This window comes from Rheinheimera tangshanensis (genome assembly GCF_014645135.1).
Classification (GTDB): Bacteria; Pseudomonadota; Gammaproteobacteria; order Enterobacterales; family Alteromonadaceae; genus Pararheinheimera; species Pararheinheimera tangshanensis.
Window position 1 is genome coordinate 111,710 of sequence record NZ_BMLH01000011.1, and the last position, 26,072, is coordinate 137,781.

Consider the following 26,072-nt stretch of genomic DNA (forward strand, 5'->3'; position numbering starts at 1 on the left):
TTAATTCAGTTGCAGCAAATCCCAGCGGGTGCCATATAAATCCTCAAAAACAGCCACAGTACCATAAGCTTCTTCGCGAGGTGTTTCGAGGAACTTCACGCCTTGTTGTTGCATTCTTGAGTGATCGCGCCAAAAATCGTCGGTATTTAAAAACAGAAAAACCCGGCCGCCACATTGATTGCCAATCTGTTGTTTTTGCTGTTCGTTACTGGCTTTAGCGAGTAACAGTGCGGTTTCAGTTGCACCTTGAGGCCGCACTACCACCCATCTTTTATCCCCTTGCGGGCTGTCTTCCACTAAATCAAAACCAAGTTTTTGAGTGTAAAACTGTATCGCTTCGTCGTAGTCAGCGACCAATAGACTTATTAAACCTAAACGTTGTTTCATCATGTCGACCAGGGGACGGGTTAAAAAGTGGCGTTATGCTACCGACCTGCGGCCTGGGATACCAGTAAATATTCTCTCTTCACAGGCCTTTGGCTGGGCAGACAAAGAACTGAGTTGGTATAATGCCTTCTTTAATCGATCCCTGTGGAGAAACGAATGTCTGGCTCAGAACTTGAACTCTGGACTTTGGATGAGTTGTGCGATCACGCCTTTGTAATTTTTGAAGAGTTAGCAGAGGAGAACTTGTCTGCTACAGATTATGCGCTGTATCAACAACATGCGGTTGAATCTGCTTATGTAGATTTAGTGCCAGCCACTGAGGATTGGGTGGATATGATTGCTATGGACATAGACCCGGAACTGCATGTGGAGGCGCATATTGGTTTGTCAGAGATCAATGGTGTTGCTGAGTTGGTGCTTGCCCGCATTTTGTTGAGCAAAGAGAAGTTTGAAACTTTATGCCATGCCCGTTGGCGTGGACAAGACTAAAACGAGCTAAAAAGTAAGCCAAGCCTCGGATTTTATATCATTTTTTGGGATTTTTCGTTTGCGACTGGCTATCTTGCGCCTACACTAAAGAAGTGTCAGTGATCGGATTTCAGGATCTGAGATAAACGAGGCAAAGGTTTGAGTCTTACCCGATTTGATTTTAGTAAGTTATTTGAACTCAATGTTTTAGTGATTGAGTCTGATCCTGCGTCTGGCCATCAGTTAAAGCAAAGCCTGATCGGCCTGGGTATCAAAAAGGTGGAACTGAGTCGCACAGCTCAAACGCTAATAAACGGCGAGGGCACAGCACCTTATGATGTGATCTTTCTGGATGATGATGCAGAACCTGCTTTAGCTGGTATCGATTTGATTGAGCTGTTGCTCAATCAACATAGTATCAGCCCTTTGTGCCGTCTGGTGGTGTTGTCGACAGCAACAGAGCGGCAAAAATATGCTGTGGATTATCCTTTTCATCAAATTGATTTTCTCGACAGACCTTGCAATAAATTTCATATGGATGAGCAACTGAAATTGCATGTCCGCTTAAAACCTTTTATGGATCAAATTCTGCCACTTGTGCATAAACGCCGTTATGTTGACGCCTTTAAATTGATAGGCGAGTTGCAGCATAGAGCGGGGCTGGATACTCCGGTGTCGGTACTGAAGCTCAAAGCAGAGATGTTATTAGAGCTTGGAGTCTGTGACGCCGCTTCTGCACTGATTAAAACCGCCTGTGCTAAACAGCAAAGCTGGGCTTTATGGTTACAGTTCTTATTGGATTACGAACAGGGAGATCTGGAGTCTTGTTACAGCTTTTTAGCCAGTAGCAGTGATGATTTGCAGCCTTATCAGGAACGAAAAGAAGTCTGGCAAATTTATCTGGCACTGGAAAACGAAGATTATGCAGCCGCTTTTGAGATAGCTTCAAAGTTTCCGGCCGCTGGCATGTCAACCCAGATCACTCAGTTAGTGCAGTTAGTGATGATGGCGTCAGGTAAGGCTGAGCAGGCGATAGATTTAGTTGAACGTAAAAGACGTCTTGCTGCGAGCGGTTTTCAGTTTTGTGCTCTGACTGTAAGTTTGTGCAAGCTGTTATTGTTTTTAATGGCCCAGACAACGGAACAGCAGCGGAGCTCACAATTACAAACACTGCTACAGCAGTCTTTTCGCCAGTTGATCGCAGACAAAGAAGCCAGTCAGTTTGCGGCTGAAATTATCTGGTTACAGGCCAGCCTGTTGGCTCAGGCAGAGGGGAAAGAGGCGGCTATTGCGTTCTTAGAGAAACAAAAACAGCATTTATCGTCCATGCAGATGTCAGTCGCCAGTCAATGCCATGGGGCTACTCTGATGGCTGATCTTGGTAAAATGAATGCTGCATTTGATTTACTGTATCTGGCGAATAAAACTTTAAACAGACTGCCGCACAGCATGCATAAAGTCTATGCAGCCTGCGTTCATCAACAAGCTTTTCATTTCATTTATGCCGCAGCAGAACGTGGGCATATTTATGCTCAAATGGGGTTACGACACGAAAAAGAAGGCGAATTGCGCCCTGCAGCGCAAATGTACTACAAAGCCTTTCTGGCAGAACCCGATGATTTAGCTCATCAGGAACATTTGGCAAACTTGCTCAGCCAGTTAAAGCTAAGCAAGTTTAAAACCTTTGTGCTGGATCAATTTAACCAGCGTTAGAGGCGTGATTAAAGCTGTGCTCCAGCACTAAAGCCAGACGCACTGCAGCTTGTTGCAGACGTTGCTCCAACTGCGGCAGATGCTGTTGCTGGTAGTTTTCATCGATAAGCATGCCTGGCTTATAACCCTGATAAATCAGTTTCACCAGCATCACGGACTCATTGGCCCAATCCATTACGTTGACGCTTTGCCATTCTTGTTGTTTCGTCTTTAGCGCCTGATACAAAGCCTGCTGTTTGGTCGCATCCTGATAAGAGGCCGCTTCCAGAATACGGCTATCCCAGACTCCATGTAAATTCGATGGTTCACCTTCGAAATACACCGCGGTTCTATTACCACCTAAATCATCAGCATAACCCGCATGCAGAGGCTGATGTAAATCTGCAATAAAATGACCGACAAAAAGCAAAGCCTCCAGTTGAGTTTTTGAGGGGGCAAAAGGCGTTAGTTTTTTCCGCTGCTGTTCAATGGCCGATAAGACACAACCTTCAGCAGGACAGTGTTGCATAGTTAATTTGCTGTCAGAGCGCTGAATATTGACGTAATGCCAGACTTTGGTGTGCTGATATTCTGGCAGAGAGCGGACCTGATCCGGCCAGGAGCAGGCTTGGGTGAAATCTTTTTGTTCATGCAACTGCATCAGTTGCTGCACTTTTTGCTGGCTGACCGGGCTTAATAACTGATAAGCCATAGAGCAGACCATCTGATGACCTAATTCGCCAAAAGCAAATACAGGGCTACAAAACAAAGCCAAAGCTAAAACCAGACTACGCATAAAGTATTTCCTTATTCATCCACGAGTTGAGTGACTTGCCAGTGTGCAAGCGGACTTTGTGAAAGCAACGGCGACAGCTGTTTTAAGCAGTTTTCCATGTCTTGTTTCAGCGTAAAAGGCGGGTTAATCACCAGCATACCGCTACCTGTCATACCAAAACCCTCAGCATCTGGCTGTGGGCAATATTCTATTCGTAGCTGATTGCGAATTTGTGTATCAACAATGGCATCAATAAAGCTTTCGACCGCCTGACGTTCAATCACCGGATACCAGATAGCATAAGTACCTTGCGGGAAACGCTGGTAAGCTTGCTGTAAACCTTTGATTAAATCCTGATATTCAGTTTTTAACTCATAAGGTGGATCAATCAGCACTAAGCCGCGTTTGGACAAAGGCGGCAACATAGCGCGAAGGCCGGCCCAGGCATCCATTTTTTCAATACGGCTATGACGACGACGCTGAAACTGACTGGCCAGTATAGGATGATCGCTTGGGTGTAATTCGGTGGCCTGAATAGTATCTGTAGCGCGACAGAGTAAATCGGCAATTTTAGGCGAACCCGGATAAAAGGCTAAATCGTCGTTGTCGTTTACCAGTCTGATGGTATTTACATAAGCCTGGATATCCGCATTGCTGCCCTGATAGTTCCAGAGTTTGCCTATGCCGGTTTGGTATTCAGCCGTTTTTTGCGCATGTTCGCTGTGCAGGCTGTATAAACCAGCTCCGGCATGAGTATCATGGTAGCAAAAAGGTTTCTCTTTGCGTTTTAAGTAATTCAGGATACAAATCTGCACCAGATGTTTAATCACATCAGCGTGATTGCCTGCATGATAACTATGACGATAACTCAGCATAAGCTCACTCTTTTAAAACTATTTTCGCGCCGACAACGCATTAAAAGCGCAAGCATACTGCGCCAGAGCAGAAAGGCAAGTATTCTGTGAGCCAGAAGTTGCTTGGGATTCTGGCTGTTGCAGTGGTAAAATCTTCTCTATTCGCGACACCGCAGCTACAGGATCTCCCTTGAATCGCAAAACCCCAGCACCACAGCATAAAAAAAATCAGCCTGGTTCAGAGCTGCAAAAACCCTGGACTAAGGTAAAACCAGCGTCAGGTAAAACAGCTGAAGCAAAAACTGCGGCGCCTAAAGCTGTGTCTGCCAAAGTGTTTAAACAGAACCGTCAGGAAGAAGCCAAAATTTATGGTGAAAATGCCTGTCGTGTCGCCTTTGTGCAGCGCCCGCAAGCTTTAGTGCGTTTGTATTTAAGCGAGCAAATGGCGCCTAAATTTGCAGATTTGATGAAATATCTGGCGGCTAATAAAAAAGCCTACCATGTGGTGTCTGAAGCTGAGCTTGAAAAAGTTGCAGGCAGTCAGCATCACGGTGGTGTGGTACTACTGGTCAAACGTAAAGCAGTGATGTCACTGGCGACTTATTTAACTCAAAACGGTCGTAAAAAGCAGGATTGTTTGTTGGCCTTAGATGGTGTCGGTAATCCGCATAATTTAGGAGCTATAGCCCGCAGCTGCGCTCACTTTGGTATCAGTGGCATCGTAATGAAAGACCCTGAATTACTGGCGCAGGGTGCTGCTGCCCGCACTGCTGAAGGTGGTGTTGAGTTTGTAGAGGGGTTAAGTTGTGACAACCTGCCTTTGGCATTGCAGTTGTGCAAACAAGCAGGTTATACCCTGGTGACCACGTCAAGCCATGGTGGCGTCTCGCTGTACAGCAGCCAGTTGCCAGCCAAAGTCGTCATTGTGTTTGGTGAGGAAATGTTTGGTGTATCTCAGTCTGTGGCTAAATCTGCTGATATTGCGCTGCAAATTCCAGGCACTGGCAAAGTGGAATCGTTAAATGTGAGTGTGGCTGCCAGCCTGATTCTGGGCGAATGGTACCGTCAGCAGCAGTAAATCAGTCAGTAAGTCTGAGCAATGATAGGTACATCTGGTTGGGGGCTAAATATGGATTCAGAGTATTAATCTTAATAAAGAACCCAGGGCAGGGGCTGTTTTTAGGGTTAAATAGGGGCCTGCCGCCAGGATCAAGCTAAGGCAAATAAAACTAAGTAAAAATCCGGTGACGCTTTGTTTGTTGTTGTCCATCATCTTTGTGTCCGTTGAAATCCAGAGACCATTGTGCTTTCACTATTGGTTATTGTTTTCGAAAAAGTGATAAGCGGCGATTTTAGGGGATAGAAGGTCATTACAGAGCTGCTGGGTGTTGCACCCGTCTGGCCTTGCGCGTTTTGAGGTCACTGGGTTATATGGTGGTAACGAATTGGGAAAGGTGAAAGCAGGATGAAACAAAGCGCGTGGTTAGTTGTATTTTTTGCTGTATTGATATGGTCTGGTATTGAACCTAAAGACCAATTTACCTGGTTTCTGGAAGTGTTACCTGCCTTGATTGGTCTGGTTGTACTGGCTCTGACCAAAAACCGTTTTCCTCTAACATCTTTGTTGTACAGCTTGATTTTGCTGCACTGCATTATTTTAATGGTGGGCGGGCATTACACTTATGCTGAAGTACCACTGTTTGACTGGATCCGGGACTGGACAGGCGGTGAGCGCAATAACTATGACAAAGTCGGGCATTTTGCGCAGGGTTTTATCCCTGTGATTATTTGCCGTGAAATTATTTTGCGCAGAGCTTTAATTTTTGGTCAAAGCTGGCAATGTTTTTTCAGCGTCTGTTTTTGTTTAGCCTTCAGTGCTTTTTATGAATTGATAGAGTGGTGGGTGGCTTTGTTGTCAGGCGAAGATGCGGCAGCATTTTTAGGGACTCAGGGTTATGTCTGGGATACGCAGTCCGATATGGCCTGGGCTTTGACTGGCGCTCTGATTGGCTGGTTTAGCCTCAAAGCTTTGCATGATAAACAATTGCGGCAGTTACGGACCGAAAAGGGGCAGAGCTAGGCTCTGCCCTGATACTCTGTGTTTAATCTTTATTCAGGCTGACAGGGCCATTGATCTGGTCAATTTTCAGCTCACCCGAACCGTCGTCCAGTAAGGTAAAACCCCCAGTTTGTTGCACATGGATATCGCCTGAACCATCGCTAACACTCACCATCCCTGTGACTTGCTGGATATCGATATCACCGGAGCCGTCTTCGACCTGCACAGTACCAGACACTTGCCGGATGAACAGATCACCAGAGCCATCTTCAACCTTCAGATTGCCACTTAGCTGGGTCAGACTCACATTGCCAGAACCATCTTCCAGTACCAGATGACGGCCACCTTGCACTGTTAAATTGCCTGAGCCGTCTTCAATCATCAGATCTGCGTTCAAGCCCTGAATATCAATATCACCTGAACCCTCTTCCAGAGTCAAAGCCAGTTCTGCCGGAACCCGAACCACCAGATCTGCATAAGCTGAAGAGCCAGTACAGATCCCAACACAAGGGCCTCCAACAGCTTTAAGTACAGCCGCGGAGCCTTGCTTTTCCAGAGATAAAGTAAAGGGTCTGTCTTCGCTGGCATATAAATCCGCAGTTACTTCGATTTGACTGAGGCCCTGGACTCCCATGATTTTCAAATCACCTGCTTCAGTTTCAGCTTTTAATTCCGTTAAACCAGCGGCATTGAGTTGCAACTGACGTTTTTGGTGTTTTAGATCTTCAGCGGCAGCACTGTGGCCTACGTGGATCACACAAGCACTGAGCAAAAACACGGGCATACAAACTGCTATTAATTGTTTCATCACAAATCCTTAAAAAAACATCCTTAAAACTACTATTAGTGTGCCCCTGGTATTTGGGAATTGCAAAAGAATGGAACCTGTAAAAGATGTTTAAAAACATATGCTTATAAATTGTTACTCTTTGCTTTTAAATGTTTCAGTCGTTTTATATAGCTTTTTGATATCGTGACCAGAGTAATACAACTCTTTCTACGTAGAGTTGAGTTTCTGTATAAGGAGGAATGCCTTGATGTTTATCCACAGCACCAGGCCCAGCATTGTACGCCGCCATTGCCAGCTTGATGTTGCCTTTGTAACGTTTGAGTAAAGAAGAAAGGTAAGCAGCACCACCTTGAATATTTTGCTGCTGGTGCCAGACATTTGTGACACCAAGGTCAGTAGCCGTCTCAGGCATCAGTTGCATTAAGCCGGCAGCGCCACTTTTAGATAATGCTTTGGCATCAAAGGCAGATTCAGCGTGGATCACAGCCCTTAATAAAGCTGGATCCAGCTGATGTTGCTTTGCTGCACTGGTTATTTCCTGCTGATATTTCTGCAGAAACAAAGGAGTGTTGTGCCAGAGCACTGCGCTTTGCACACTACAGGCGAAACAATCAAAACGAAGCAGCTGATAAGGCCTGTTTTTCGGAGCACGGTCGGAAAACGCGATAATCCCATTGGCTTGCCGGTAACGGTGTACCGGCGGATTTTCAGCTACAACAGCAGGGGGCAGCATCAAAAAAACACTCAAGGTCAGGGCTTTAGCTGCTTGAAGTTTCAATTTATGCCCCCACTTAGATATCAGCTTATTCAGCATAGTCATTCTTTGCACTTTTGTGTTCTCTATCAGCAAAGAAGGTCTGCAGCTCAGAACCTGATGTTTTTCTTATTGTCATACAGGCACTGTAGATTAAAGTGAAAAAACAGATAAGCATCTGAGTTTTGCAATCATAAAAACAGATTAGGTTTATAGATTTAATTCGTTATCTCTAATCGTGTGGAACAGTTATTCTTTGTTCCATCGAAGCGAGTTCATTTTTAGTAATCAACCAACATGGAGTAAGACAATGTCTTCAATTATCAACAGCACCATCAAGCCATTTAAAGCGACAGCCTTCCATCACGGTAAATTTGTTCCAGTTACTGAACAGGATCTGTTAGGCAAATGGTCAGTAGTAGTGTTCTACCCAGCTGACTTCACTTTCGTTTGCCCAACTGAATTAGGTGATTTAGCTGATTTCTACGCTAAGTTCCAGGAAATCGGTGTTGAAGTGTATTCAGTATCTACTGACACGCATTTCACTCACAAAGCGTGGCACGATGCTTCTGAAACTATCAAGAAAATCAACTACCCAATGATCGGTGACCCAACAGGTACTATCACTCGTAACTTCGGTGTGATGATCGAGGAAGAAGGTTTAGCTTTACGTGGTACTTTCGTGATCAACCCACAAGGCGAAATCAAAGTTGCTGAAATTCACGACTTAGGTATCGGCCGTAGCGCTGCAGAACTGTTCCGTAAAGTTCAGGCTGCACAATACGTTGCAAACCACGACGGTGAAGTATGTCCGGCTAAATGGACTCCAGGTGAAGCGACTTTAGCTCCATCTTTAGACCTGGTAGGTAAAATCTAAGTCTGATTCATTCATCAGATCCCAAAGTAGTTGATGTTGCAGTTAGGCGACAAAAGAACGAGACCCCATGAGCATAGTAGTCCTATGTGATTGGGGTGAGTGAAAGCAGTCAACAACACTGCGGCTTCAAATACGATGGGAAAAAGGGGCTGAGTTCTCAGCCCCTAATCCAAGTAAATTTGTGAGTTTTGCTCACCAGTATGTACTGGTACGGCGAAGCTTTGTCCAAAAGGGCAGTGGCAATCCACCTCAAGGTGGCCGTGACTGTGGCTATAAGAAAGGGGCCAAATATGTTAGATACCAATTTAAAGAACCAGTTAAAAACCTATTTGCAAAACCTGAAAAGCCCGGTGGAGCTGGTAGTTGCGTTAGACGGCAGCGATAAAGCAGCCGAGTTGAAAAGTTTGGCTGAAGATATCGCCAGTTTAAGTTCGCTGATCCATCTAAAAGATGAGACAGACACAGCCGTATTAAAGCCATCTATGCTTGTACGCTCTACTGTTAAAAATACTGAAATTCGGTTTGCTGGTGTGCCCATGGGCCACGAGTTTACCTCACTGGTGTTGGCTTTATTGCATTCAGGCGGCCACACCATTAAAGAAGAAGCTGCTGTGCTGGAGCAAATTGCTGCACTGCAGGGTGAGTTTAACTTTGAAATTTTTGTGTCGTTAAGCTGTCAGACTTGTCCTGAAGTTGTGCAGGCGCTGAATTTAATGGCGGCAGTAAACCCTGCTATTAAAACCACCATGATTGACGGTGCTGTGTTCCCTGATGAAGTCAGCAAACGTAATATCATGGCCGTACCAACAGTGTATTTAAATGGTCAGCAGTTCTCTCAGGGTGCTATAACCCTGACCAACATTCTGAACAAAGTCGACAGCGGCGCTGCGGCTCGTCAGGCTGAAGCATTGAAGACCAAAGACAACTTCGACATGCTGATTGTGGGTGGTGGTCCTGCTGGTTCTGCAGCTGCTATTTATGCAGCCCGTAAAGGCTTAAACACTGGTATTGTCGCTGAGCGTTTTGGCGGCCAGGTGGCTGATACCGTAGGTATCGAGAACTTTATTTCTGTCAAAGAAACTGAAGGTCCAAAATTGGTGGCTAATTTAGAGTCTCACGTTCGTCATTACGAAGTAGACATTATGAATAGTCAGAAGGCCGTGAAGCTGGGCAAAGACGAATTATTTGAAATCACGCTTGAAAATGGCGCCGTGCTGAAAAGTAAAAGCATAGTTCTATCTCCTGGGGCTCGTTGGAGAGAGATGAATGTGCCAGGTGAAAAAGAATACCGTGGTAAAGGCGTAGCCTATTGTCCGCACTGTGATGGTCCTTTATTCAAAGGTAAAAAAGTTGCAGTCATAGGTGGTGGTAACTCAGGTATTGAAGCTGCGATCGACTTAGCTGGTATTGTTCAGCATGTGACAGTGCTGGAGTTTGACAGCAAGCTGCGTGCAGATGCAGTACTGATCAAAAAAGCAGAGTCTATGGGCAACATCACTATTATCACGCAAGCACAAACCACAGAAGTGCTGGGTGATGGTCAGCGTGTTGTTGGCTTGCAGTACACAGACCGTACCAATGGCGAAAGCAAAACTGTGGAACTGGCCGGTATCTTTGTACAAATTGGTTTAGTGCCAAATACCGAATGGTTACGTGGTGCTGTGGAATTAACGCCACGCGGTGAAATTATTGTCGACAGCCATGGCCAGACCTCATTAAAAGGTGTGTTTGCAGCAGGCGACGCAACTAATACACCCTATAAGCAAATCATTATTGCGATGGGCAGTGGTGCAACAGCGGCTTTAGGTGCCTTTGATTACCTGATCCGTAACTAATTGCTTATACTGTTTGAAAAGACCACTTCTATCGACGTGGTCTTTTTTTATGCTTGTAAAATAAAAGCGATTTAGGTTAAATGAAGCTGTTTTTGAAATAGCAACAACAGGACGTTGATATGTTACATCAGGGAAGACTCAAAGATTGGAATCCCACTCAAGGCCGTGGTTTGATTCAACGCGATAAAGCAGGGCCAGATATCAGTATCTGCAGCAGTGGTTTTCGAAAGAAACCAGAGCAGCTGCAAAACGGTGACAGCATTTTTTTTCAGATCGAAGTCGACTCAGCAGGACAGCTCATAGCAGTAGGAGCCTATAAAGCCGGCCAGCATTTTGTGCCTGCTCCAGACTTGAAAAAACCAAGGCTTTCGTCTTTGCCATTTCAACGCCTGTTGTCTGGCTTGGTCAGCTTGTCTATTTTGGCATGGCTGGGTTATCAATCTGTGTATTTGTTCAGTGCGCAGGCCTCTTTGCCAGCTATGACAGGGACGGATGAGAGTGCAAAAGAACAAAAAGCTACAGTTTTATCCGACAGTCCGGTCTGGCCACCGATACAAACTCAGAGCCTTACTCAGTTTCAATGCGAAGGTAAGCAGTATTGCACTGAAATGCAGTCTTGCGAAGAGGCCGAATTTTATTTAAAAAATTGCCCTGATGTAATGATTGATGGGGATCGCGACGGCATTCCGTGTGAGCAACAGCATTGTGGTCGCAGTCGTTTTTAGGTCTCAGCTTATAGCCTGGCGTTTGTCAAATAAGCTTTTGCCGTAGCCCACCGCAAAATAAATCATCAGGCTATGGAACACCATCACGGCGGCGTAAGTTAAAGCAGCGTCGGTGAAATGCTGAACAGCGATTATGCCGGCAGGGCTGCTGAACGTTAGCACTGCCTGTATCAACGCATCGCTTAGGATTAGCGCATAAATCACCTTTTGACTTTGCTCTGTTGTCAGTACTGCACTTTGTTTTTTACTGTACTGATACACCAGAAACACTGTCAGTGCCGGCAGTAATAATACGTCCTGCACAAAACCTAATTTAATGGCTGAAAAATAGTTGGCTAAAGCCAGAACCAATAAAATCAGGATCTGAATAGCGAAAAAGCGGCTGATGATAAAAGGCAACATAGATCACACCTGGGCAAAACAAAGAATATCAGCTTAAAGTATTGTTGATGAAATGGCGCTTCGACTTAAGTCTAAGGTGTTGCTATGGCTTGTTCTGTTGAACCTGTAGCAATAACCACCTGATTACGGCCATTGTGTTTAGCCTGATACAAAGCCACATCAGCGTTTTGTAACCAGCTTTCCCAGTCACTGGCATGTTGTACAGTCGCTATACCTATAGACGTGGTCAGCGCTGAACCATCTGGCAGAGTCAACTGATGCCAAATGGCATGGCGGATTTTTTCGGCCAAACGATGTAAATCGGCCAGCTGGATTTCTTTGATCAGTAAGACAAACTCTTCACCGCCATAACGAAATACAGAGTCCTGCTGACGGATCATTTGTTTCAACAACGGTACCAGCTGACTTAAAATTTGATCGCCAGCATGATGACCAAAATTGTCATTGATACGTTTGAAGTGGTCTAAATCCAGTAGCATTAAACCGCTGACTACGCCTTTTTGTTGAAACAGCTGGATGGCATAGGTTAACTCGTCGGTCAGAGAATGCCGGGTGGCCGCTCCTGTCAGCGGATCTGTAGTAGCCAAACGCCTTAATTCCTGACGCTGCAGATGGGTGCGGTAAGCAAAAATATACGCAAAAATACTGGTGATTAAGGTGGTAGTGATAAAAGCCAACAACTGAAAGTTAGTACTAAAAATAGCGGAGTGTTCAGAAAAATGCAGCGATACAATAGCGCAGACCATCAACAATAACAGCAATAAGGCTTTGATAGGCGCCACTAAAAAGAAGATAAATACCATCAGAGGATAGATCCAGAACAGCACATCCTGTCCCAGTTTCATACAAACAAGCACTGCTCCGAAACAGAATACGGCGGCCATCAAAAAGCCTGGCTTTTCCGTCTCTCCGGAGCGCCACGCCATCCAGACCGAAACTGTACTGACGGTAATCATCAGTATATCTACCATGCCAACCAGATAGTCTTCTGTAGCCATACGGTATAACGCATAAGGCAATAGCGTACAGCTGGCGATCAGACCCACCAGCGTAATCATGAAAAGATGGAAATCATGCTTTAGGCGTTGTAACAAGAGCTACCTCTGGTGTTCCATATCGTTGGATGGCCTGGATATAAAATCTGTTTATTCGTTTGCTCCTTACTCTGACAAAGAAAGCAGATGAAAACAACCTTATTGTTTTATCTGCTTTTTTTGTATTGTAAAGTTCAGCACTGTTAGTTTTTAAAACGTAATGCCAACTGCTGCAAAGCGTCCAATTGCTGCACTATTAAGCTTTGAATACGTTCATCTGTCAGTGTGTTGTCTGCATCGAAAGTATTGGCAAAGGCATTACAGAAGACTTCCGGTTTATTCACTAAATGTAAGTCCAAAAACACACAAACCTGGCGTAAATGGTACTGAGCTCTTGAAGTGCCCATACCTCCGCCTGATCCCATAATAGCTGCCACTTTACCAGCCATTAAGGCGTTGTTGGGTTCACGCGATGCCCAGTCCAGTGCGTTTTTCAGCGCGGGCGCAATAGAGTAATTGTATTCAGGACAGGCCAGCAAAAAAGCATCTGCCTGTGCACACTGAGCCAGCAGCTGTTCTACGGCGACAGGTTTAGTGGCGATGTCTGAGTTATAAAAAGGTACATCCGTTAAATCAGCCAGTTCAATCTGCATGCCCTTTGGTGCATGAGCTATTGCATACTCAACTAAAGCTTTGTTGGTAGATTTCGCTCTTAAGCTGCCGCACAGAGCCAGTACTTTGAGTCCGGACATTGGATTCTCCTTGATGTGAAGTTCTACTCTACACTAAGGCTGAATCCGTGGTATGACAACCTGATTTAAAACAAATCTGAATTTAAAAATGGGATCATCGCCAGAATTAAGGCTTGATGATAGACAGAACTGCGGCTTAATCTGTTTTGAGTCAAGAGGGCTATGGCGCCACCTTTTTGTTTGATATTGTTCTGATTAAACATGGCATCCATCACCTCACCCAGCTCTTTGCCTGCTTTGAGTTGCAACAAGGCTGCTGGCGGCAACATTAAACTGGCAGAGCGTGCCTTGCCTATTTTTCCCTGATGTTCAACCACCATCCAGGCGAAGGTAAAATCACCATCTAAACCCGCTTCTATCGCAACACGGTAATCTGCCTTGACGCTTGCCAATTCAGCCACACGATTCATGGCGCCCAGTAAGGTTTCATCGCTGCTCATTGGCTGATTGGCGACACCACTGGCTACCGCTATGCCTTGCACATCCAGAGTTTCAGCTGGGAACACCTCAGCAAAAGCAGAAGCAACAGCTTTGATTTTTGCCGGATTGGCGGAAGCTACTTTGATCACTAACATCAGCACACCTGCTTATCAAAAGCTCAGATACAACAAAGGCGGCCAGAGCCGCCTTATGTTCAGTCCGCAGTATTAACCTGCTAAACCGACGTATACGTGTTGTACGTCATCGTCGGCGTCAATGGCTTCCAAAAAGGCTTCCACTTCAGCACGGGCGGCGTCATCCAGAGTCACAGGGTTATTTGGACGATACACTAACTTGGCTGAGGTGACGTTAAAACCAAAAGCAGGCAACGCTTTGCTGACGGCATCCAGATCGGTGGGTTCAGTCAGGAACACGCTGTCGCCTTCTTCACCTTCCTCAAAGTCCTGTGCACCGGCTTCAATAGCCGCAACTTCCAGATCGGCATCTGGTGTTACGGCGTGAGCCACAATTTCACCTAAGTATTTGAAGTCCCAGGACACTGAACCTGAACCACCCAACTGACCTTTACGGAACAACACACGGATACTTTGAGCCGAGCGGTTTTTGTTGTCTGTTAAACATTCAACAATCACAGGCACCTGATGTGGCGCAAACCCCTCATAAACCACAGTTTCATAGTTAGCAGGGCCGTCCAGTAAACCAGCACCTTTTTTGATAGCGCGCTCTAAAGTTTCACGTGGCATCGAGGCTTTTTTCGCAGCTTCTACCGCTACACGTAATTTAGAGTTCATATCAGGGTCGGCGCCATTACGCGCTGCAACCATGATTTCTTTGGCTAATTTAGTAAAAATACGGCCTTTGGCAGCCGAGGCATCTGCTTTATGTTTAACTTTCCATTGAGCGCCCATTGCTTCTCTCTCGTATCTGTATCAGTAAAAATTAATGCTGGTGACCACAATCATGGTCACAATGTTCGCCGTGTTCATCATCAAAATCGTCATCGCCGTCCTGATGTTGCATCACGCCCCAGCCATCATTGTGGCCGCCAAATTTCTTGGCGAACTTATCCAGTTCAGCCTCACGTGCTGTGACTGCTGCATGTTCTGGTACCATGGTCTGACTGACAATCAGCTCCCACTGTTCCAGGTCGTTGAAATGTAATTCCACTTCGCCTTGCAGCTCTGAGGCTACTAAAGCCGCCATGGCTTTTTCTGCGTGCTCTTTGGTTTTAAATACCAGATAAAAATCAATGGCCAGAGGCTGGCTTAAATCTATTCCGGCGTCCATTAAGGCACGCAGCATATCGCCATTGCCGTCATCAGGAAATTGCATGGTCCGCTCTCCACATCAGGTTAATAGGCCGACCCGGTAGGCCCAGTGCGGCAAGTGGCCGGATTATAGCAATATTTTCGGCTGTCTGTGTATCGCAATCTGGTGTCGAACTTGACCCCTATCATGGATAGTTGCAGACTCAGGCTTCATACAATCAGAGAGTGGGTGCCGATGAAAAATATTTGTCTTGTGTTGAATGTGCATTTTTTGCGATCGAAGCGAAGCCTTCTCTGATGCTAGTGTATTTAGTGCGCCATGCCACAGCGCAGGACCGAACTTTGGGAGTGCCCGATCCCAGTCGTCATTTGGTGGAAAAAGGGATTAAACAAACACTGAAGTTGGCAGATTTTTGTAAACGGCAGCTACAAGCACCGCAGCTGCTACTGACCAGTCCTTTGGTGCGGGCTGAACAAACTGCAGTAGTATTGCATCAACATACACACTGGCCAGAGCCTCAAAAGCAGGCCTGGTTGATTATTGATACTTTGCCTGAAATACAGCACAAGGCGCTGATTGATCTGCTCAAACAGGGGGTAGAGTCTGTCTGTTGTATCGGTCATGAGCCCGATATTTCAACTTTGCTGGCCTTGCTGCTCAATAGCGAGGCCGAACATTTTTTTATTAAAAAGGCGTCCATCACAGCCCTTGAACTGACACCAGATCAAGCTGTATTACTCTGGTCTCTGCCCGTGGCTTTGTTGTAACGCTCCAAGGCCAAAAGTGGATGCTGTTCTATCGCAGCTTGTTGAATAAATTGTTGTAGCTGAGGAAAAAAACTCAAAAATACCTGTTCTGTTGAGGCCTGAAGCTGCGGTAGTTCATCCGCTATTGCAGCATAACGCGCAGTGAAGCGGCCACCTGACGCCATGCGCCGCAGAGCATGCTGTATCCCTTCAAGTTGTGCGTAGTTGCCAAACCAATCTTGTTCAGTCACGGCTTTGAAGGTTCTGGCCATTGTCTCAGGCATCTGTGGTAAGTCATGCTGCAGGTTAAAGTACAACTGATGTTTATAGTCTGTAAAATCTGAATCATAAAAGCGCCTCCAGTGTTTGATCAGACAAAAATCAAACAGCATATCCAGAGCTATAGGTGCAAAACGCCGCATCTGTGGGCTAAACAGTAAGCGGGCCGCTCTGACCTCTGGATGGCGATCGGTAAACCAATCCACGGCTCTGTGATTATACAAACCTGCGGCCATCGCAGGGCTTAAAAGCTCTAATCTGGTACCGTAGAAAAAGTCGCCCAATAAATTGCCAATGCGGGAATGGGATGTGGGTTGTGCTAACAGCAAATGGGCCAGATAATTCATGAGGCTACAGCATTTCAATTCATAAAAACTGCCTTTAGTCTAAGGCAAAAAAGATGTATTTGCTGCGCTGATCCGTTATAAGTAGGTGTCTTTACATGAAAAGTATCACAAAGGAATAGGTCCGATGAAACAAGGGGTTTTGTTGATTGCTCTACTGGCGCTTACTGGATGTAGCAGCATCAGTCCACAGGAATGTCAGGTTGGTGACTGGTTTGCCATTGGCAAAACGGATGGCCAGCAAGGCATTGCCAGCAGTAAATTTCGCAGCTATCAGAAAGAGTGCGCTGAACATGGGCTGAGTTCTGATTTCCAGGCTTATCAACAAGGTCATGCCGAAGGGGTATTGTTGTATTGCACTTATGATGAGGGTCGTGAGTTAGGCCAAAGTGGGGGAAGCTATAACAAAGTCTGTGCCGGCGCATTGGAGCCTCAGTTTCGTTTAGGTTATGACCGCGGCCGCCAATGGTATCAGGCTGAATCTGCTTTATTGAACTTACAAAAAACCTTGCAGCAAAATGCTGACACTATTGATCAGCTAGAACAACGTATTGACGATAACTCGGAAGAGCTGAGCGTGCTCAAAGACAAACAACAGAAACAAAAGCTCCTGGATGAAAACCGCAATTTACAGCAGGAGTTGCGTCAGTTAAATCAAATGCAAGGTCAGCTGCAACGCGATTTAAAGCAAGCTGAACTCCAGTTCAGTTTGATCCAACAAGGCGGCTAAGCCATGAAATCTATCTGTAGCTTGTTGTGCTTTGTGTCGTTATTCACACAGGCTGCGCCTATGGATTTACTTTGGACCAGCGAAAAGCTGCTGATTGCAGGGCAACAAAGTCGTCTGCCACATGAGCCGCCATGGCCCGTAAAGCAGGCCGACCTTGTTGCTTATAGTATGACAGGCGTGATACCTGAAGGCGTGAAATGCCAGTTAGAGCTCAGACTGCAGCAAGAATTACTGCTGAGTTTACCTTGCTCTAAGCGTTATATATTGAAGCGGCCTCTGCGTATCACCCCCGGCATCAGAGTGGAATTGTATTTACACAACACCAACCTGTTCAGTCCAGGGGAGACAGTAACACTGCGCAACAGGCTCTCTTTAGAAGTTGCCGAATAACTTATTTAATTTCAGTATCCTGAGTCAGCCACGCCTGAGCGACGCCGGAACTTAGGATCACCAGAGCACCTAACCATTGTAACCACGACATGGGTTCAGCAAAGAGCAACCAGGCAGCAGTAATCACGACTACAGGCTCCAGATAAGCCAGAGTGCCAAAGACCCGGGTAGGTAAGTGCTCAATAGCCTGCAAAGCACAGATCAAGGCTAAAAATCCGGGAAATAAACCTGCAATCACTAACCAGATCCATTGTTGCGCTTCAGGCCAGGGTTGATTGACCATGAAAGGCAGTACGCAACAAGAGCCCACCAACAGCTGATAAAAACTTTTGTGATACAGAGGCACTGTGTCTGGCACTTTTTTGTTGAGCAAAATAAAAGCTGTGTAGGTAATCAAAGACGCCAGCGCGTACCACAGGCCTTGTTGCTGCTCAATGCGACTGTCGATCTGAAATTCCTGTAACATAGCAAAGCCAAAGAATGCCAGTAGGATCAACAGAAAAGTACGGCTAGTCAGGCGCTCTGCAAACAAAAAATGAGCGATGATGGCCGAAAGCGCCGGGGCCAGATACACCAGCAAAATAGCTAAGGTCAGAGAAATAGTCTGAATAGCAGATAAAAAACACAAAATAAAACTGGCCAGTAACACACCGTTGAGCAACACCAGCAGTGGTGGTCTGGCTATGATGAACCTGAGCTGGCCTGTCAGCGCAAGATAGAGAGCCAGGATAAACGCACCTAAACCCAGGCGGTAAAAGGTCAGACTGGCAGGAGCTACTTCACTGTAGCGCGCTATGACACCAATAGTACCCATCATCATGGCAGCTAAAGCGGCCATATAAAAATAGCGGTAAGACGAGAAGTTCATGCAGGTAGCAAACCACAAATGGGTCATCAGGGGCGCCACTGTAGCCAGCCGCAGCAAACAATTCAAGTGAGACTGTTCAGACCGCTTTATGCCTTGCCGAAAAAAGTTGTGTATTTCTGCCCTCTACAAAAATGATTCGCTTTTTTCTGTACTAAATCAATCACCTGCCTATAGTTAATTCAGCACTAATTCAAATTAGATTCAGGGATATGGAGTGTGGTTATGTTTGGTTTTAATTCTAATTCAGACAACATCCTAAATGCCATTAATGCAACCCAGGCTGTGATCCAGTTTTCGCTGGATGGACGGATTGAGCATGCCAACAGTAACTTTTTAGATCTGATGGGCTACCAGTTGCATGAAGTGCAAGGCAAGCATCACAGTATTTTTGTGGAGCCTGGTACTGCTAATTCTGCGGCTTATCAGCAGTTTTGGGCAGATTTACGTGAAGGTAAATCTCAAACTGCTGAATTTAAACGTATTGCTAAAAGTGGCAGAGAAGTTTGGATCCGTGCTTCTTACACGCCTATTGTCAAAAATGGCAAAGTGCATAAGGTGATTAAGTTTGCATCCGATGTGACAGAGCAGGTTGCCAAACAGGCCAATTTTGAGTCGCAGTTGCAGGCCATTCACAGAGCCCAGGCGGTGATTGAATTTGATCTGGATGGCAAAATTCTGTTTGCTAACCCTAATTTTCTGAGTTTGATGGGCTACAGCCTGAAAGAGGTGACAGGGCAGCATCATCGTATTTTTGTTGATCCACAAGAGGCTGCTTCAAGCCGTTACAGTGACTTTTGGCGACGTTTAAAAGAGGGGCAGTATCAGACGGCTGAATACAAAAGATTCACCAAAAGTGGCAAAGAAGTCTGGATCCATGCTACCTACAATCCGATCAAAGGACCTGATGGTAAAGTACTGAAAATCGTCAAGTTTGCCAGTGATATCAGTCGTGAAATCGAACAGAAAAAAGAGTTTCGGCTGCTTTCTATGGTCGCCAATGAGACGGACAATGCGGTGCTGATATCCGGTGCTGACAGACGGATCCAGTATGTAAATAAAGGCTTTAGTCAGATGACGGGCTACAACCAACAGGAAGTACTGGGTCATATTGCCAGAGAGTTTTTGGTTGGACCCAAAACAGATCCTGTGACTAAAGAGCGGATTGAAGCGGAGTTAAATGCTCCACGGGCTTTTTATGATGAAATTGAAATTCATCGTAAAGACGGTTCTTCATTATGGATCTCCGTGACCAGTAACCCTGTCTACGATGAACAGGGTCAGCACAGTCATTACATTGCTATTCTGGCAGATATCAGCAAAGTAAAATCTTCAGCTTTGGAATATCAAACCCGATTTTTGGCGATTAGTCAGTCGAATCTGATGTTGGAGTGGAATAATGCCGGGCAACTGATGGAGATCAATGATTACCCGCAGCGGCAATTTAAGTTAAACAACGAACAATTCAGCCGTCTGGTTGCAGACTGGCGTAGTTTTTTGACTCAGGAGCAGGCCGCCAAGGTACTGGCCGGACAGAGTGTAATTTCTGATATTCATATAGAGTGCAATGGCAGACAATTAGGCATCGCCGCTACTTTTTGTGCTGTCAGAGATACACAGGGCGAGTTGCAGAAAATTATCATGTTTGGTGCTGATATTTCGGAGCGGTTACAGGTGGTACAAACCAGTGATTCTGTGATGTCTGAACTGGTGAACTCTGGCCAAAGTATCAACAATATGGTGTCTTCGATTAATTCCATTGCCGATCAGACCAACTTACTGGCGCTGAACGCCGCTATAGAGGCCGCCAGGGCAGGTGAGGCTGGGCGGGGATTTTCTGTGGTTGCTGATGAAGTCAGGAGTCTGGCATCTAAAGCTAGTGCTTCGGCCAGTGAAATAAATTCAGTGGTAGGTAAAAATCAGTCGTTACTCACTAGTTTGTCTGAAACCTTAAATAAACTGAATAAAAGAGCTTAAGTCCTGAGTCTTCTATTTATGGCTGGATAACGAAACAAAGGGAGCAACATGCTCCCTTTCGATTGTTAAGGCAAATCAAACCACAAGGCTTTGACTGGACCTTGGGTTGCCAGAGCTTTCAGTTCAGTCTGTTGACTGATCTTTGCGCCATCACCAGGTTGCATTGGAGTGCCGTTTAACTCTAATTCCCCAGTAATTAAATGCAGGTAAAAGTTACGTTTGGCAGTCACAGGTAATTCAATCACATCATGCTCACTTAGCAAAAGCTGTGATAAATAGGCATCCTGCTTGATTTGAAGCGTACCGTCGCGGCCGTCCGGCGATATCACCAAAGTTAAGCCTGGTTCAGCTTTAAAGTCTTTTTGCTGATAACCTGGTACACCACCAAATTGGTTTGGCTGGATCCAGATCTGCAAAAACTTTAAGTTGTCTTTATCACTGGCGTTAAATTCGCTGTGGTAAATGCCTTTGCCTGCGCTCATCAATTGGAATTCACCTGCGGGTAAAGTTTTGACATTACCGGCTGAATCTTTATGAGCAATTTGTCCTTCCAGTACATAGCTAATGATTTCCATGTCCTGATGGCCATGGGTATCAAAGCCTGCAGCTGCATCAACTTCGTCATCATTAATCACTCTTAAGGCTGAGAATCCCATATGAGCTGGGTCGTAATAACGGCCAAAAGAGAAGCTGTGTTTGCTTTTTAACCAGCCGAAACTGGCTATACCGCGATCGGCAGAAAGTCTTAATTCAATCATGATATCCCTCGTTCTTGAAGCTGCAGCTTTGTTGTCTGCGCTCATTCGCCCCAATCACATAGTGAACTATGCTCATGGGGTCTCAATTGCTTGTCGCCGTGCTGCAACTCCAATTACTTTGGGCTACATCCCTCGTTCTTGAAGCTGCAGCTTTGTTTTCTGCGCTCATTCGCCCCAATCACATAGTGAACTATGCTCATGGGGTCTCAATTGCTTGTCGCCGTGCTGCAACTCCAATTACTTTGGGCTATATCCCTCGTTCTTGAAGCTGCAGCCCGGTAGGCTACTTTGGGCAAGACTCTCTCTGTGGCAGAGAGAGTCTCTTTGAGTGGATTATTAGTTCAGTTTCTTCGCGATAATGGCGTCGATGGAGGCTTTGCCCGCACCGCTGAACAGCAGAGAGACGCTGGCGGCTAACAGAGCTAAACCAAATTCGTAACCGTTATTGCTCATAAAGAGGCCATTGGCGAAGTGCACTTTAAAGATAGCCACTAACATGGCGATAATTAAAGTCACAGCGGCAGGGCGGGTTAACACACCAAACACCAATGCCAGACCACCAAAAAACTCAGCCGCGCCTGCTAAAAACGCCATCAGTACACCTGGTGCCAGGCCTATACTTTCCATCCAGCCGCCAGTGCCTTCTAAACCGTAGCCGCCAAACCAGCCAAATAATTTCTGAGCACCGTGTGCAGCAAAAATAATACCGACTGGTACTCGTAAAGCTAAAGCGCCAAAACCTGCGTTTGTACTAAAAATTTGTTGTAAAGTTGCTTTGTTCATACTATTCACCTTTAAATAAATTGACCGTTAATTAGGGTTGTCAGACTGCTTTAAACCGCTTGTCAGTTCCGATGTGTGTACTTTAGATTGGCTTGCATTTTTAAAAAAGCAGAATAAACTGAGTTGAATGTTCAAAATATTTGAATATGAATCTGTGAAGGATCCACTTTAAGGTTTTTATGGCTAATCATCCTATTTTGACGCTGGACGCTTTACGCGCCATGGACGCAATTGACCGCAAGGGCAGTTTTGCTGCGGCGGCTGAACATTTATACAAAGTACCGTCTGCTTTAAGCTATACCATAGCGAAGCTGGAGTCTGATCTGGATGTACAGCTGTTTGATCGTTCCAAGCAAAAAGCTCAACTGACTCCGGCAGGACAGCTATTGTTGCAGCAAGGGCGAGAGCTATTACAGGCAGCCAGTCGGTTACAGGATGCGATTAAGCAAGTCGATACCGGCTGGGAGACCCAGTTTGTTATCGCCAAAGACAGCATAGTGCCTTATCCACCTGTGCTGAGTTTGATTAATGAATTTATGCTGCTTGGCAAAATGACCGAAGTCAGTATCCGTGAAGAGGTATTGGGTGGAGGCTGGGAAGCATTGGAAACTGGTCGCGCACAAATGGCAGTGGGGGTGTCGGCCGATATGCCCAAAGGTAAATATGAGCTGGTGCCTATAGGCGAGGTTGAGTTTGTCTTTGCGTTATCGCCTTTGCATGAACTGGCCAATATCAACCGACAGATTGATTTAGCCGATGTAGAGCAGGAAACGGCTATTGTCGTTTCAGACTCAGCTCTAGATGCACCTAAACGCAGCTCAGGTTTATTTACTACCCGCAGAGTGCTTAGGGTCAGCTCTATGCAGGCCAAAATTGCCGCGCAGGTGCAGGGCTTAGGGGTTGGTTTTTTACCTAAACATTTGATCAGAGACGAGCTGGCCAGAGGCTTATTAATAGCCAAAAAAACCAGCATTCCACGCGAAAAAGCCATGCTGTATCTGGCCTGGCAAAAACAAGGCCAGGGTAAGGCGCTGCAATGGTTTAGTGAAGCTTTTAGTCAGTACCCATGGGCACCGGTCTGGACGGGGTAAAGAGTGAAAAAACTTCAATCCAAACGGTATATTTTTGCTGTATTTCAATACATTGATTGGTTAAAGTAGCGCCAATTTTACCGCCTGATTAAAAGGGTCAGCAGCTTATGTTATTAACCTTAGTGATTTGTTATTGGGTATTTTCTGTTGCGTTGGGGCTCTGGGCTGCATTGAGAGTTAAAAACACCCGCGATTTCGCTGTCGCAGGCCGGCATCTGCCTTTTTATATGGTGACAGCCACAGTCTTTGCCACCTGGTTTGGCAGCGAAGCTGTGCTCGGTATTCCTGCTACTTTCATTGATGGCAGTTTACGTGACATAGTGGCCGACCCTTTTGGTGCTGCACTTTGTTTAATTCTGGTTGGGGTGTTTTTTGCCGCCCCTTTGTACCGGATGAAACTGCTGACTATTGGTGACTTTTATAAAAGACGTTATGGCCGTTCAGTGGAGGTGCTGACGACTTTAGCTATTGTTTTGTCTTACTTAGGTTGGGTTGGCGCTCAGTTAACGGCTTTAGGTCTGGTGTTTAATGTGGTCTCGGACGGTGCTATCAGCATGACAGCCGGTATGTGGATTGGAGCTGGCAGTATTCTGATTTACACACTGTTTGGCGGTATGTGGGCTGTGGCTATTACCGACCTGGTGCAGATGATAGTCATAGTGCTGGGGCTTTTATACATAGGCGGTGAAGTGTCGGATATGGTTGGCGGTGTGTCCGTGGTGGTAGACCACGCGGCAGCAGCGGGCAAACTGGAGTTTTGGCCGGAAGCTGATTTAAAAGCCATTATTGCGTTTATGGCTGCTGCCTGCACCATGATGTTAGGCTCTATGCCACAGCAGGATGTGTTCCAGCGGGTGCAGTCTGCTAAGTCGGAGAAAATTGCAGTTTGGGGTTCTATTCTCGGTGGCTCTTTGTATTTCCTGTTTGCTTTTATTCCACTGTTTATTGGTTATGCCGCCACTATAGTGGCGCCGGATATGGTGAAAAATCTGATGGCGTCTGACTCACAACTGATTCTGCCGCAATTGGTATTGCAGCATATGCCATTGATTGCTCAGGTGATCTTTTTTGGTGCTTTGTTATCTGCCATTAAAGGTTGTGCTTCAGCCACCTTGTTGGCGCCTTCGGTGTCTTTTGCTGAAAATATTCTTAAACCATTGTTACCCCCGATGCAGGATAAACAGTTGCTGCGACTGATGCAGGCTGTGACCCTGGTGTTTGCTGCTTGTACTCTGGCTTATGCACTCAATAGTGAATCCACCATTTTTGGCATGGTGGAAGATGCCTATCAGGTGACTTTAGTTGCCGCTTTTGTGCCGCTGGCTTTTGGTGTGTATTGGCGCAAAGCCACCAATCAGGGCGCTTTAATGGCTATAGCTTTTGGTGTCAGCACCTGGCTGGGTATTATTTTCCTTGGCCCTGAAGATCCTTATGTGCCAGCCCAGTTTGCCGGATTGCTGGCCAGTATTGCCGGTATGTTGATTGGCTCTTTGATGCCTCAGTATCTGGAGCACGATCACGCTGTACATGACAAATTACACCGGGGTGAAATGGCACATACAGGGTCAGAGCATGGCTGAATTTCTGCAGCAAATTAAAGCCGTTGTTTTTGATTTAGATGGAACCCTAGTCGATTCGCAGCTTGATTTTACTGAGCTGCGTCGTCGTCTAGGCTGGCCTGAGCACACTTTGATCCTGGAGCATTTAGCTACTCTAAGTTGCGCTATTGAGAAACAGCAGGCCGCGCAAATTATTGTCGACTTTGAGCTCGAAGGCGCGCGTAACGCCAGTTGGATGCCCAATGCAGATCTGTTGCTAAAGCAGCTGAAGCACAGACAAATACCCATGGCTATTTTGACGCGCAATATGCGTCAGGCCACAGAACTTTGTATGCAGGCGCTGGATATACCTATTGAGTTGGTTCTGACCCGCGATGATGCACCTGCTAAACCTCAGCCTGAAGGGTTATGGCTGATTGCCGAACGTTTGGGCGTGATGCCGGATGAAATCCTGTATGTCGGCGATTATCTGTTTGATATTCAAACCGCTCGTAATGCCGGCTCTTATTGTTGTTTATACCGCTACGGTGATAACCATATTTATGCGGAGCAAGCTGATTTAGTGGTCGATGACTTGCTGGAGTTGTTAGTGCATTTGCAAAACTAAGTCACTACTTAGTTAAAGATCCTTATCCAGCATCTTTGGCAGGCGGCGGTGTTTTTCTTTGGCTTCTTTAATAGCGTCACTAAAAGCCGATGCCAAAATGCCTGTTGGCACTGCAATCATACAAATACCAGTGACAGCGGTAATACCTGCCAGAATTCGGCCAAGCACTGTGATGGGGTAGACATCGCCATAACCTACGGTCGTTAAGGTGGCGACAGCCCACCAGGTGGCGCGTGGGATAGAACCAAAAGCTTCGGGTTGAATATCGCCTTCCACTAAATACAGACAAGTGGCGGCAAAGAGCAGGATAATGACGCCAAAAATAGCACTGACTAAAAGCTCATAGGTGCGGCTGCGCACTGCTTCAGCTATACATTCCAGCGCAGTGGAGAACCGGCCCAATCGAGCTAAACGAACGACCCGTATTAATAACACCAGACGTAAAATCACGCCACCATTGCCCAGATAAAGCGAAAAGGCGACAAAAATCGCCAGTAAGTCGGCCAGAGCAAAAAAAGAAAAGAAATGTTGCCAGCGATTTTTCACAGAGTCATTTTCAACGCAAGTCCAGAGCCTTGCCAGATACTCCAGTAAAAACAGCGAGCCCAAAGCCAGCTCTGTCACTCGAAACCACTGCTCATGCCCCTGACGAATACTGGGCTCTGTCTGAATAATGGCCAGAAAAATACCTGCCAGTATGACAATCGCGATAGCTATGTTCAGCGGTGACATACCATTGCCTGAATACAGCACGGGGTCGAGCTGATGCGCCAGACGGGAGCGGAGTTTGTGTAACAGACTTTGATCCTGCATAACGTATCCATAGAAA

At 46.0% G+C, this 26,072-nt stretch carries 29 protein-coding genes and 2 pseudogenes; 15 read left to right on the plus strand and 16 right to left on the minus strand.

Annotated features, from left to right (window positions below):
• Complete coding sequence (locus tag IEW88_RS16910; RefSeq protein WP_229670582.1) at positions 1 to 390, minus strand: VOC family protein; 390 nt, start codon at positions 388 to 390, stop codon at positions 1 to 3.
• 153 nt (positions 391 to 543) lie between these two features.
• Here IEW88_RS16910 and IEW88_RS16915 point away from each other — a divergent pair, with 153 nt between their 5' ends.
• Together IEW88_RS16915 and IEW88_RS16920 are read left to right on the plus strand one after the other, a co-directional pair.
• Entirely contained in the window at positions 544 to 876 is a 333-nt protein-coding gene (locus IEW88_RS16915; protein ID WP_053423181.1) for a DUF440 family protein, read from the plus strand.
• A gap of 138 nt (positions 877 to 1,014) precedes the next feature.
• A complete protein-coding gene (locus tag IEW88_RS16920; RefSeq protein WP_147905119.1) occupies positions 1,015 to 2,568 on the plus strand; it encodes a hypothetical protein in 1,554 nt (517 codons plus the stop codon).
• On the opposite strand, the gene IEW88_RS16925 is transcribed toward IEW88_RS16920, so the two are convergent.
• Complete coding sequence (locus IEW88_RS16925; protein ID WP_147905118.1) at positions 2,555 to 3,343, minus strand: S1/P1 nuclease; 789 nt, start codon at positions 3,341 to 3,343, stop codon at positions 2,555 to 2,557. The two genes, IEW88_RS16920 and IEW88_RS16925, sit on opposite strands and share 14 nt — an antisense overlap.
• Positions 3,344 to 3,354: 11 nt before the next feature.
• A complete protein-coding gene (locus tag IEW88_RS16930) occupies positions 3,355 to 4,197 on the minus strand; it encodes a 23S rRNA (adenine(2030)-N(6))-methyltransferase RlmJ (protein WP_147905117.1) in 843 nt (280 codons plus the stop codon).
• 169 nt (positions 4,198 to 4,366) lie between these two features.
• On the opposite strand from IEW88_RS16930, the gene IEW88_RS16935 reads away from it, so the two are divergent.
• Together IEW88_RS16935 and IEW88_RS16940 are read left to right on the plus strand one after the other, a co-directional pair.
• On the plus strand, positions 4,367 to 5,254 hold the full coding sequence (locus tag IEW88_RS16935) for a tRNA/rRNA methyltransferase (RefSeq protein WP_147905116.1): 888 nt from the start codon (positions 4,367 to 4,369) through the stop codon (positions 5,252 to 5,254).
• A gap of 387 nt (positions 5,255 to 5,641) precedes the next feature.
• Positions 5,642 to 6,256, plus strand: coding sequence for a DUF2238 domain-containing protein (locus tag IEW88_RS16940; RefSeq protein WP_147905115.1), 615 nt, complete (start codon positions 5,642 to 5,644; stop codon positions 6,254 to 6,256).
• A 22-nt stretch (positions 6,257 to 6,278) separates the two neighbouring features.
• On the opposite strand, the gene IEW88_RS16945 is transcribed toward IEW88_RS16940, so the two are convergent.
• Together IEW88_RS16945 and IEW88_RS16950 are read right to left on the minus strand one after the other, a co-directional pair.
• A complete protein-coding gene (locus tag IEW88_RS16945) occupies positions 6,279 to 7,043 on the minus strand; it encodes a DUF4097 family beta strand repeat-containing protein (RefSeq protein ID WP_147905114.1) in 765 nt (254 codons plus the stop codon).
• Positions 7,044 to 7,188: 145 nt separating this feature from the next.
• Positions 7,189 to 7,803, minus strand: coding sequence for a lytic transglycosylase domain-containing protein (locus tag IEW88_RS16950; protein ID WP_229670584.1), 615 nt, complete (start codon positions 7,801 to 7,803; stop codon positions 7,189 to 7,191).
• Between the two features lie 286 nt (positions 7,804 to 8,089).
• Here IEW88_RS16950 and ahpC point away from each other — a divergent pair, with 286 nt between their 5' ends.
• The 3 genes from ahpC to IEW88_RS16965 all read left to right on the plus strand — a co-directional run bounded on the left by ahpC (position 8,090) and on the right by IEW88_RS16965 (position 11,216).
• Positions 8,090 to 8,656, plus strand: a complete 567-nt coding sequence (gene ahpC / locus IEW88_RS16955) for an alkyl hydroperoxide reductase subunit C (protein WP_053423174.1) — start codon at positions 8,090 to 8,092, stop codon at positions 8,654 to 8,656.
• Between the two features lie 290 nt (positions 8,657 to 8,946).
• Complete coding sequence (ahpF, locus tag IEW88_RS16960) at positions 8,947 to 10,491, plus strand: alkyl hydroperoxide reductase subunit F (protein ID WP_053423173.1); 1,545 nt, start codon at positions 8,947 to 8,949, stop codon at positions 10,489 to 10,491.
• Positions 10,492 to 10,610: 119 nt separating this feature from the next.
• Positions 10,611 to 11,216: an excalibur calcium-binding domain-containing protein gene (locus IEW88_RS16965; RefSeq protein ID WP_147905113.1), complete on the plus strand. Its 606-nt coding sequence runs from the start codon at positions 10,611 to 10,613 to the stop codon at positions 11,214 to 11,216.
• Between the two features lie 3 nt (positions 11,217 to 11,219).
• Here IEW88_RS16965 and IEW88_RS16970 read toward each other — a convergent pair whose 3' ends face one another.
• The 6 genes from IEW88_RS16970 to IEW88_RS16995 form a co-directional block, all read right to left on the minus strand.
• Positions 11,220 to 11,618, minus strand: a complete 399-nt coding sequence (locus IEW88_RS16970) for a hypothetical protein (RefSeq protein ID WP_053423171.1) — start codon at positions 11,616 to 11,618, stop codon at positions 11,220 to 11,222.
• A 71-nt stretch (positions 11,619 to 11,689) separates the two neighbouring features.
• Positions 11,690 to 12,676: a GGDEF domain-containing protein gene (locus IEW88_RS16975; RefSeq protein ID WP_229670586.1), complete on the minus strand. Its 987-nt coding sequence runs from the start codon at positions 12,674 to 12,676 to the stop codon at positions 11,690 to 11,692.
• 179 nt (positions 12,677 to 12,855) lie between these two features.
• Complete coding sequence (locus IEW88_RS16980) at positions 12,856 to 13,404, minus strand: NADPH-dependent FMN reductase (RefSeq protein WP_147905111.1); 549 nt, start codon at positions 13,402 to 13,404, stop codon at positions 12,856 to 12,858.
• Positions 13,405 to 13,469: 65 nt separating this feature from the next.
• A complete protein-coding gene (yjjX, locus tag IEW88_RS16985) occupies positions 13,470 to 13,979 on the minus strand; it encodes an inosine/xanthosine triphosphatase (RefSeq protein ID WP_147905110.1) in 510 nt (169 codons plus the stop codon).
• A 72-nt stretch (positions 13,980 to 14,051) separates the two neighbouring features.
• Positions 14,052 to 14,753, minus strand: coding sequence for a YebC/PmpR family DNA-binding transcriptional regulator (locus IEW88_RS16990; RefSeq protein WP_008900266.1), 702 nt, complete (start codon positions 14,751 to 14,753; stop codon positions 14,052 to 14,054).
• 31 nt (positions 14,754 to 14,784) lie between these two features.
• Positions 14,785 to 15,177 carry a ribonuclease E inhibitor RraB gene (locus IEW88_RS16995; protein WP_147905109.1) on the minus strand — a complete coding sequence of 131 codons (393 nt, stop codon included), beginning with the start codon at positions 15,175 to 15,177 and terminating at the stop codon, positions 14,785 to 14,787.
• A 233-nt stretch (positions 15,178 to 15,410) separates the two neighbouring features.
• On the opposite strand from IEW88_RS16995, the gene sixA reads away from it, so the two are divergent.
• Positions 15,411 to 15,881, plus strand: a complete 471-nt coding sequence (gene sixA, locus IEW88_RS17000; protein WP_147905108.1) for a phosphohistidine phosphatase SixA — start codon at positions 15,411 to 15,413, stop codon at positions 15,879 to 15,881.
• On the opposite strand, the gene IEW88_RS17005 is transcribed toward sixA, so the two are convergent.
• On the minus strand, positions 15,839 to 16,486 hold the full coding sequence (locus tag IEW88_RS17005) for an acyl carrier protein phosphodiesterase (protein ID WP_147905107.1): 648 nt from the start codon (positions 16,484 to 16,486) through the stop codon (positions 15,839 to 15,841). The two genes, sixA and IEW88_RS17005, sit on opposite strands and share 43 nt — an antisense overlap.
• Positions 16,487 to 16,610: 124 nt before the next feature.
• On the opposite strand from IEW88_RS17005, the gene IEW88_RS17010 reads away from it, so the two are divergent.
• Together IEW88_RS17010 and IEW88_RS17015 are read left to right on the plus strand one after the other, a co-directional pair.
• Positions 16,611 to 17,213 carry a DUF2799 domain-containing protein gene (locus IEW88_RS17010; RefSeq protein ID WP_147905106.1) on the plus strand — a complete coding sequence of 201 codons (603 nt, stop codon included), beginning with the start codon at positions 16,611 to 16,613 and terminating at the stop codon, positions 17,211 to 17,213.
• A gap of 3 nt (positions 17,214 to 17,216) precedes the next feature.
• A complete protein-coding gene (locus tag IEW88_RS17015; protein WP_147905105.1) occupies positions 17,217 to 17,603 on the plus strand; it encodes a hypothetical protein in 387 nt (128 codons plus the stop codon).
• Between the two features lies 1 nt (position 17,604).
• Here the strand turns inward: IEW88_RS17015 and IEW88_RS17020 are convergent, their stop codons facing one another.
• Entirely contained in the window at positions 17,605 to 18,498 is an 894-nt protein-coding gene (locus IEW88_RS17020; protein WP_229670588.1) for a DMT family transporter, read from the minus strand.
• 195 nt (positions 18,499 to 18,693) lie between these two features.
• On the opposite strand from IEW88_RS17020, the pseudogene IEW88_RS18910 reads away from it, so the two are divergent.
• Both IEW88_RS18910 and IEW88_RS18915 read left to right on the plus strand, forming a co-directional pair.
• Positions 18,694 to 19,788: pseudogene (locus IEW88_RS18910) on the plus strand (PAS domain-containing protein); the annotation flags it as partial.
• A 351-nt stretch (positions 19,789 to 20,139) separates the two neighbouring features.
• Positions 20,140 to 20,397: pseudogene (locus IEW88_RS18915) on the plus strand (methyl-accepting chemotaxis protein); the annotation flags it as partial.
• A gap of 113 nt (positions 20,398 to 20,510) precedes the next feature.
• Here IEW88_RS18915 and IEW88_RS17040 read toward each other — a convergent pair.
• Positions 20,511 to 21,203 carry a pirin family protein gene (locus IEW88_RS17040; protein WP_147905104.1) on the minus strand — a complete coding sequence of 231 codons (693 nt, stop codon included), beginning with the start codon at positions 21,201 to 21,203 and terminating at the stop codon, positions 20,511 to 20,513.
• Between the two features lie 336 nt (positions 21,204 to 21,539).
• Positions 21,540 to 21,986, minus strand: coding sequence for a DoxX family protein (locus IEW88_RS17045; RefSeq protein ID WP_147905103.1), 447 nt, complete (start codon positions 21,984 to 21,986; stop codon positions 21,540 to 21,542).
• 179 nt (positions 21,987 to 22,165) lie between these two features.
• On the opposite strand from IEW88_RS17045, the gene IEW88_RS17050 reads away from it, so the two are divergent.
• The 3 genes from IEW88_RS17050 to IEW88_RS17060 all read left to right on the plus strand — a co-directional run bounded on the left by IEW88_RS17050 (position 22,166) and on the right by IEW88_RS17060 (position 25,243).
• The gene (locus IEW88_RS17050; RefSeq protein ID WP_147905102.1) at positions 22,166 to 23,077 is read left to right on the plus strand and encodes a LysR family transcriptional regulator; all 912 of its coding nucleotides are present in this window, start codon (positions 22,166 to 22,168) and stop codon (positions 23,075 to 23,077) included.
• 107 nt (positions 23,078 to 23,184) lie between these two features.
• Positions 23,185 to 24,657 carry a high affinity choline transporter 1 gene (locus IEW88_RS17055; protein WP_147905101.1) on the plus strand — a complete coding sequence of 491 codons (1,473 nt, stop codon included), beginning with the start codon at positions 23,185 to 23,187 and terminating at the stop codon, positions 24,655 to 24,657.
• Positions 24,650 to 25,243, plus strand: coding sequence for an HAD family hydrolase (locus tag IEW88_RS17060; protein ID WP_147905100.1), 594 nt, complete (start codon positions 24,650 to 24,652; stop codon positions 25,241 to 25,243). Before IEW88_RS17055 ends, IEW88_RS17060 begins: the two co-directional genes overlap by 8 nt.
• Positions 25,244 to 25,255: 12 nt before the next feature.
• On the opposite strand, the gene IEW88_RS17065 is transcribed toward IEW88_RS17060, so the two are convergent.
• The gene (locus IEW88_RS17065) at positions 25,256 to 26,056 is read right to left on the minus strand and encodes an ion transporter (RefSeq protein WP_053423157.1); all 801 of its coding nucleotides are present in this window, start codon (positions 26,054 to 26,056) and stop codon (positions 25,256 to 25,258) included.
• Positions 26,057 to 26,072 lie beyond the last annotated feature (16 nt).

Excerpts from the sequence above, each read along its gene's own strand:
- IEW88_RS16910 (WP_229670582.1), bottom strand. The coding sequence starts at position 390 with ATGATGAAACAACGTTTAGGTTTAATAAGTCTATTGGTCGCTGACTAC.
- IEW88_RS16915 (WP_053423181.1), top strand. The coding sequence starts at position 544 with ATGTCTGGCTCAGAACTTGAACTCTGGACTTTGGATGAGTTGTGCGAT.
- IEW88_RS16925 (WP_147905118.1), bottom strand. The coding sequence starts at position 3,343 with ATGCGTAGTCTGGTTTTAGCTTTGGCTTTGTTTTGTAGCCCTGTATTT.
- IEW88_RS16930 (WP_147905117.1), bottom strand. The coding sequence starts at position 4,197 with ATGCTGAGTTATCGTCATAGTTATCATGCAGGCAATCACGCTGATGTG.
- IEW88_RS16940 (WP_147905115.1), top strand. The coding sequence starts at position 5,642 with ATGAAACAAAGCGCGTGGTTAGTTGTATTTTTTGCTGTATTGATATGG.
- IEW88_RS16945 (WP_147905114.1), bottom strand. The coding sequence starts at position 7,043 with ATGAAACAATTAATAGCAGTTTGTATGCCCGTGTTTTTGCTCAGTGCT.
- ahpC (WP_053423174.1), top strand. The coding sequence starts at position 8,090 with ATGTCTTCAATTATCAACAGCACCATCAAGCCATTTAAAGCGACAGCC.
- ahpF (WP_053423173.1), top strand. The coding sequence starts at position 8,947 with ATGTTAGATACCAATTTAAAGAACCAGTTAAAAACCTATTTGCAAAAC.
- IEW88_RS16965 (WP_147905113.1), top strand. The coding sequence starts at position 10,611 with ATGTTACATCAGGGAAGACTCAAAGATTGGAATCCCACTCAAGGCCGT.
- IEW88_RS16970 (WP_053423171.1), bottom strand. The coding sequence starts at position 11,618 with ATGTTGCCTTTTATCATCAGCCGCTTTTTCGCTATTCAGATCCTGATT.
- IEW88_RS16975 (WP_229670586.1), bottom strand. The coding sequence starts at position 12,676 with ATGATTACGCTGGTGGGTCTGATCGCCAGCTGTACGCTATTGCCTTAT.
- IEW88_RS16980 (WP_147905111.1), bottom strand. The coding sequence starts at position 13,404 with ATGTCCGGACTCAAAGTACTGGCTCTGTGCGGCAGCTTAAGAGCGAAA.
- yjjX (WP_147905110.1), bottom strand. The coding sequence starts at position 13,979 with ATGTTAGTGATCAAAGTAGCTTCCGCCAATCCGGCAAAAATCAAAGCT.
- IEW88_RS16990 (WP_008900266.1), bottom strand. The coding sequence starts at position 14,753 with ATGGGCGCTCAATGGAAAGTTAAACATAAAGCAGATGCCTCGGCTGCC.
- IEW88_RS16995 (WP_147905109.1), bottom strand. The coding sequence starts at position 15,177 with ATGCAATTTCCTGATGACGGCAATGGCGATATGCTGCGTGCCTTAATG.
- sixA (WP_147905108.1), top strand. The coding sequence starts at position 15,411 with ATGCTAGTGTATTTAGTGCGCCATGCCACAGCGCAGGACCGAACTTTG.
- IEW88_RS17005 (WP_147905107.1), bottom strand. The coding sequence starts at position 16,486 with ATGAATTATCTGGCCCATTTGCTGTTAGCACAACCCACATCCCATTCC.
- IEW88_RS17010 (WP_147905106.1), top strand. The coding sequence starts at position 16,611 with ATGAAACAAGGGGTTTTGTTGATTGCTCTACTGGCGCTTACTGGATGT.
- IEW88_RS17015 (WP_147905105.1), top strand. The coding sequence starts at position 17,217 with ATGAAATCTATCTGTAGCTTGTTGTGCTTTGTGTCGTTATTCACACAG.
- IEW88_RS17020 (WP_229670588.1), bottom strand. The coding sequence starts at position 18,498 with ATGACCCATTTGTGGTTTGCTACCTGCATGAACTTCTCGTCTTACCGC.
- IEW88_RS17040 (WP_147905104.1), bottom strand. The coding sequence starts at position 21,203 with ATGATTGAATTAAGACTTTCTGCCGATCGCGGTATAGCCAGTTTCGGC.
- IEW88_RS17045 (WP_147905103.1), bottom strand. The coding sequence starts at position 21,986 with ATGAACAAAGCAACTTTACAACAAATTTTTAGTACAAACGCAGGTTTT.
- IEW88_RS17050 (WP_147905102.1), top strand. The coding sequence starts at position 22,166 with ATGGCTAATCATCCTATTTTGACGCTGGACGCTTTACGCGCCATGGAC.
- IEW88_RS17055 (WP_147905101.1), top strand. The coding sequence starts at position 23,185 with ATGTTATTAACCTTAGTGATTTGTTATTGGGTATTTTCTGTTGCGTTG.
- IEW88_RS17060 (WP_147905100.1), top strand. The coding sequence starts at position 24,650 with ATGGCTGAATTTCTGCAGCAAATTAAAGCCGTTGTTTTTGATTTAGAT.
- IEW88_RS17065 (WP_053423157.1), bottom strand. The coding sequence starts at position 26,056 with ATGCAGGATCAAAGTCTGTTACACAAACTCCGCTCCCGTCTGGCGCAT.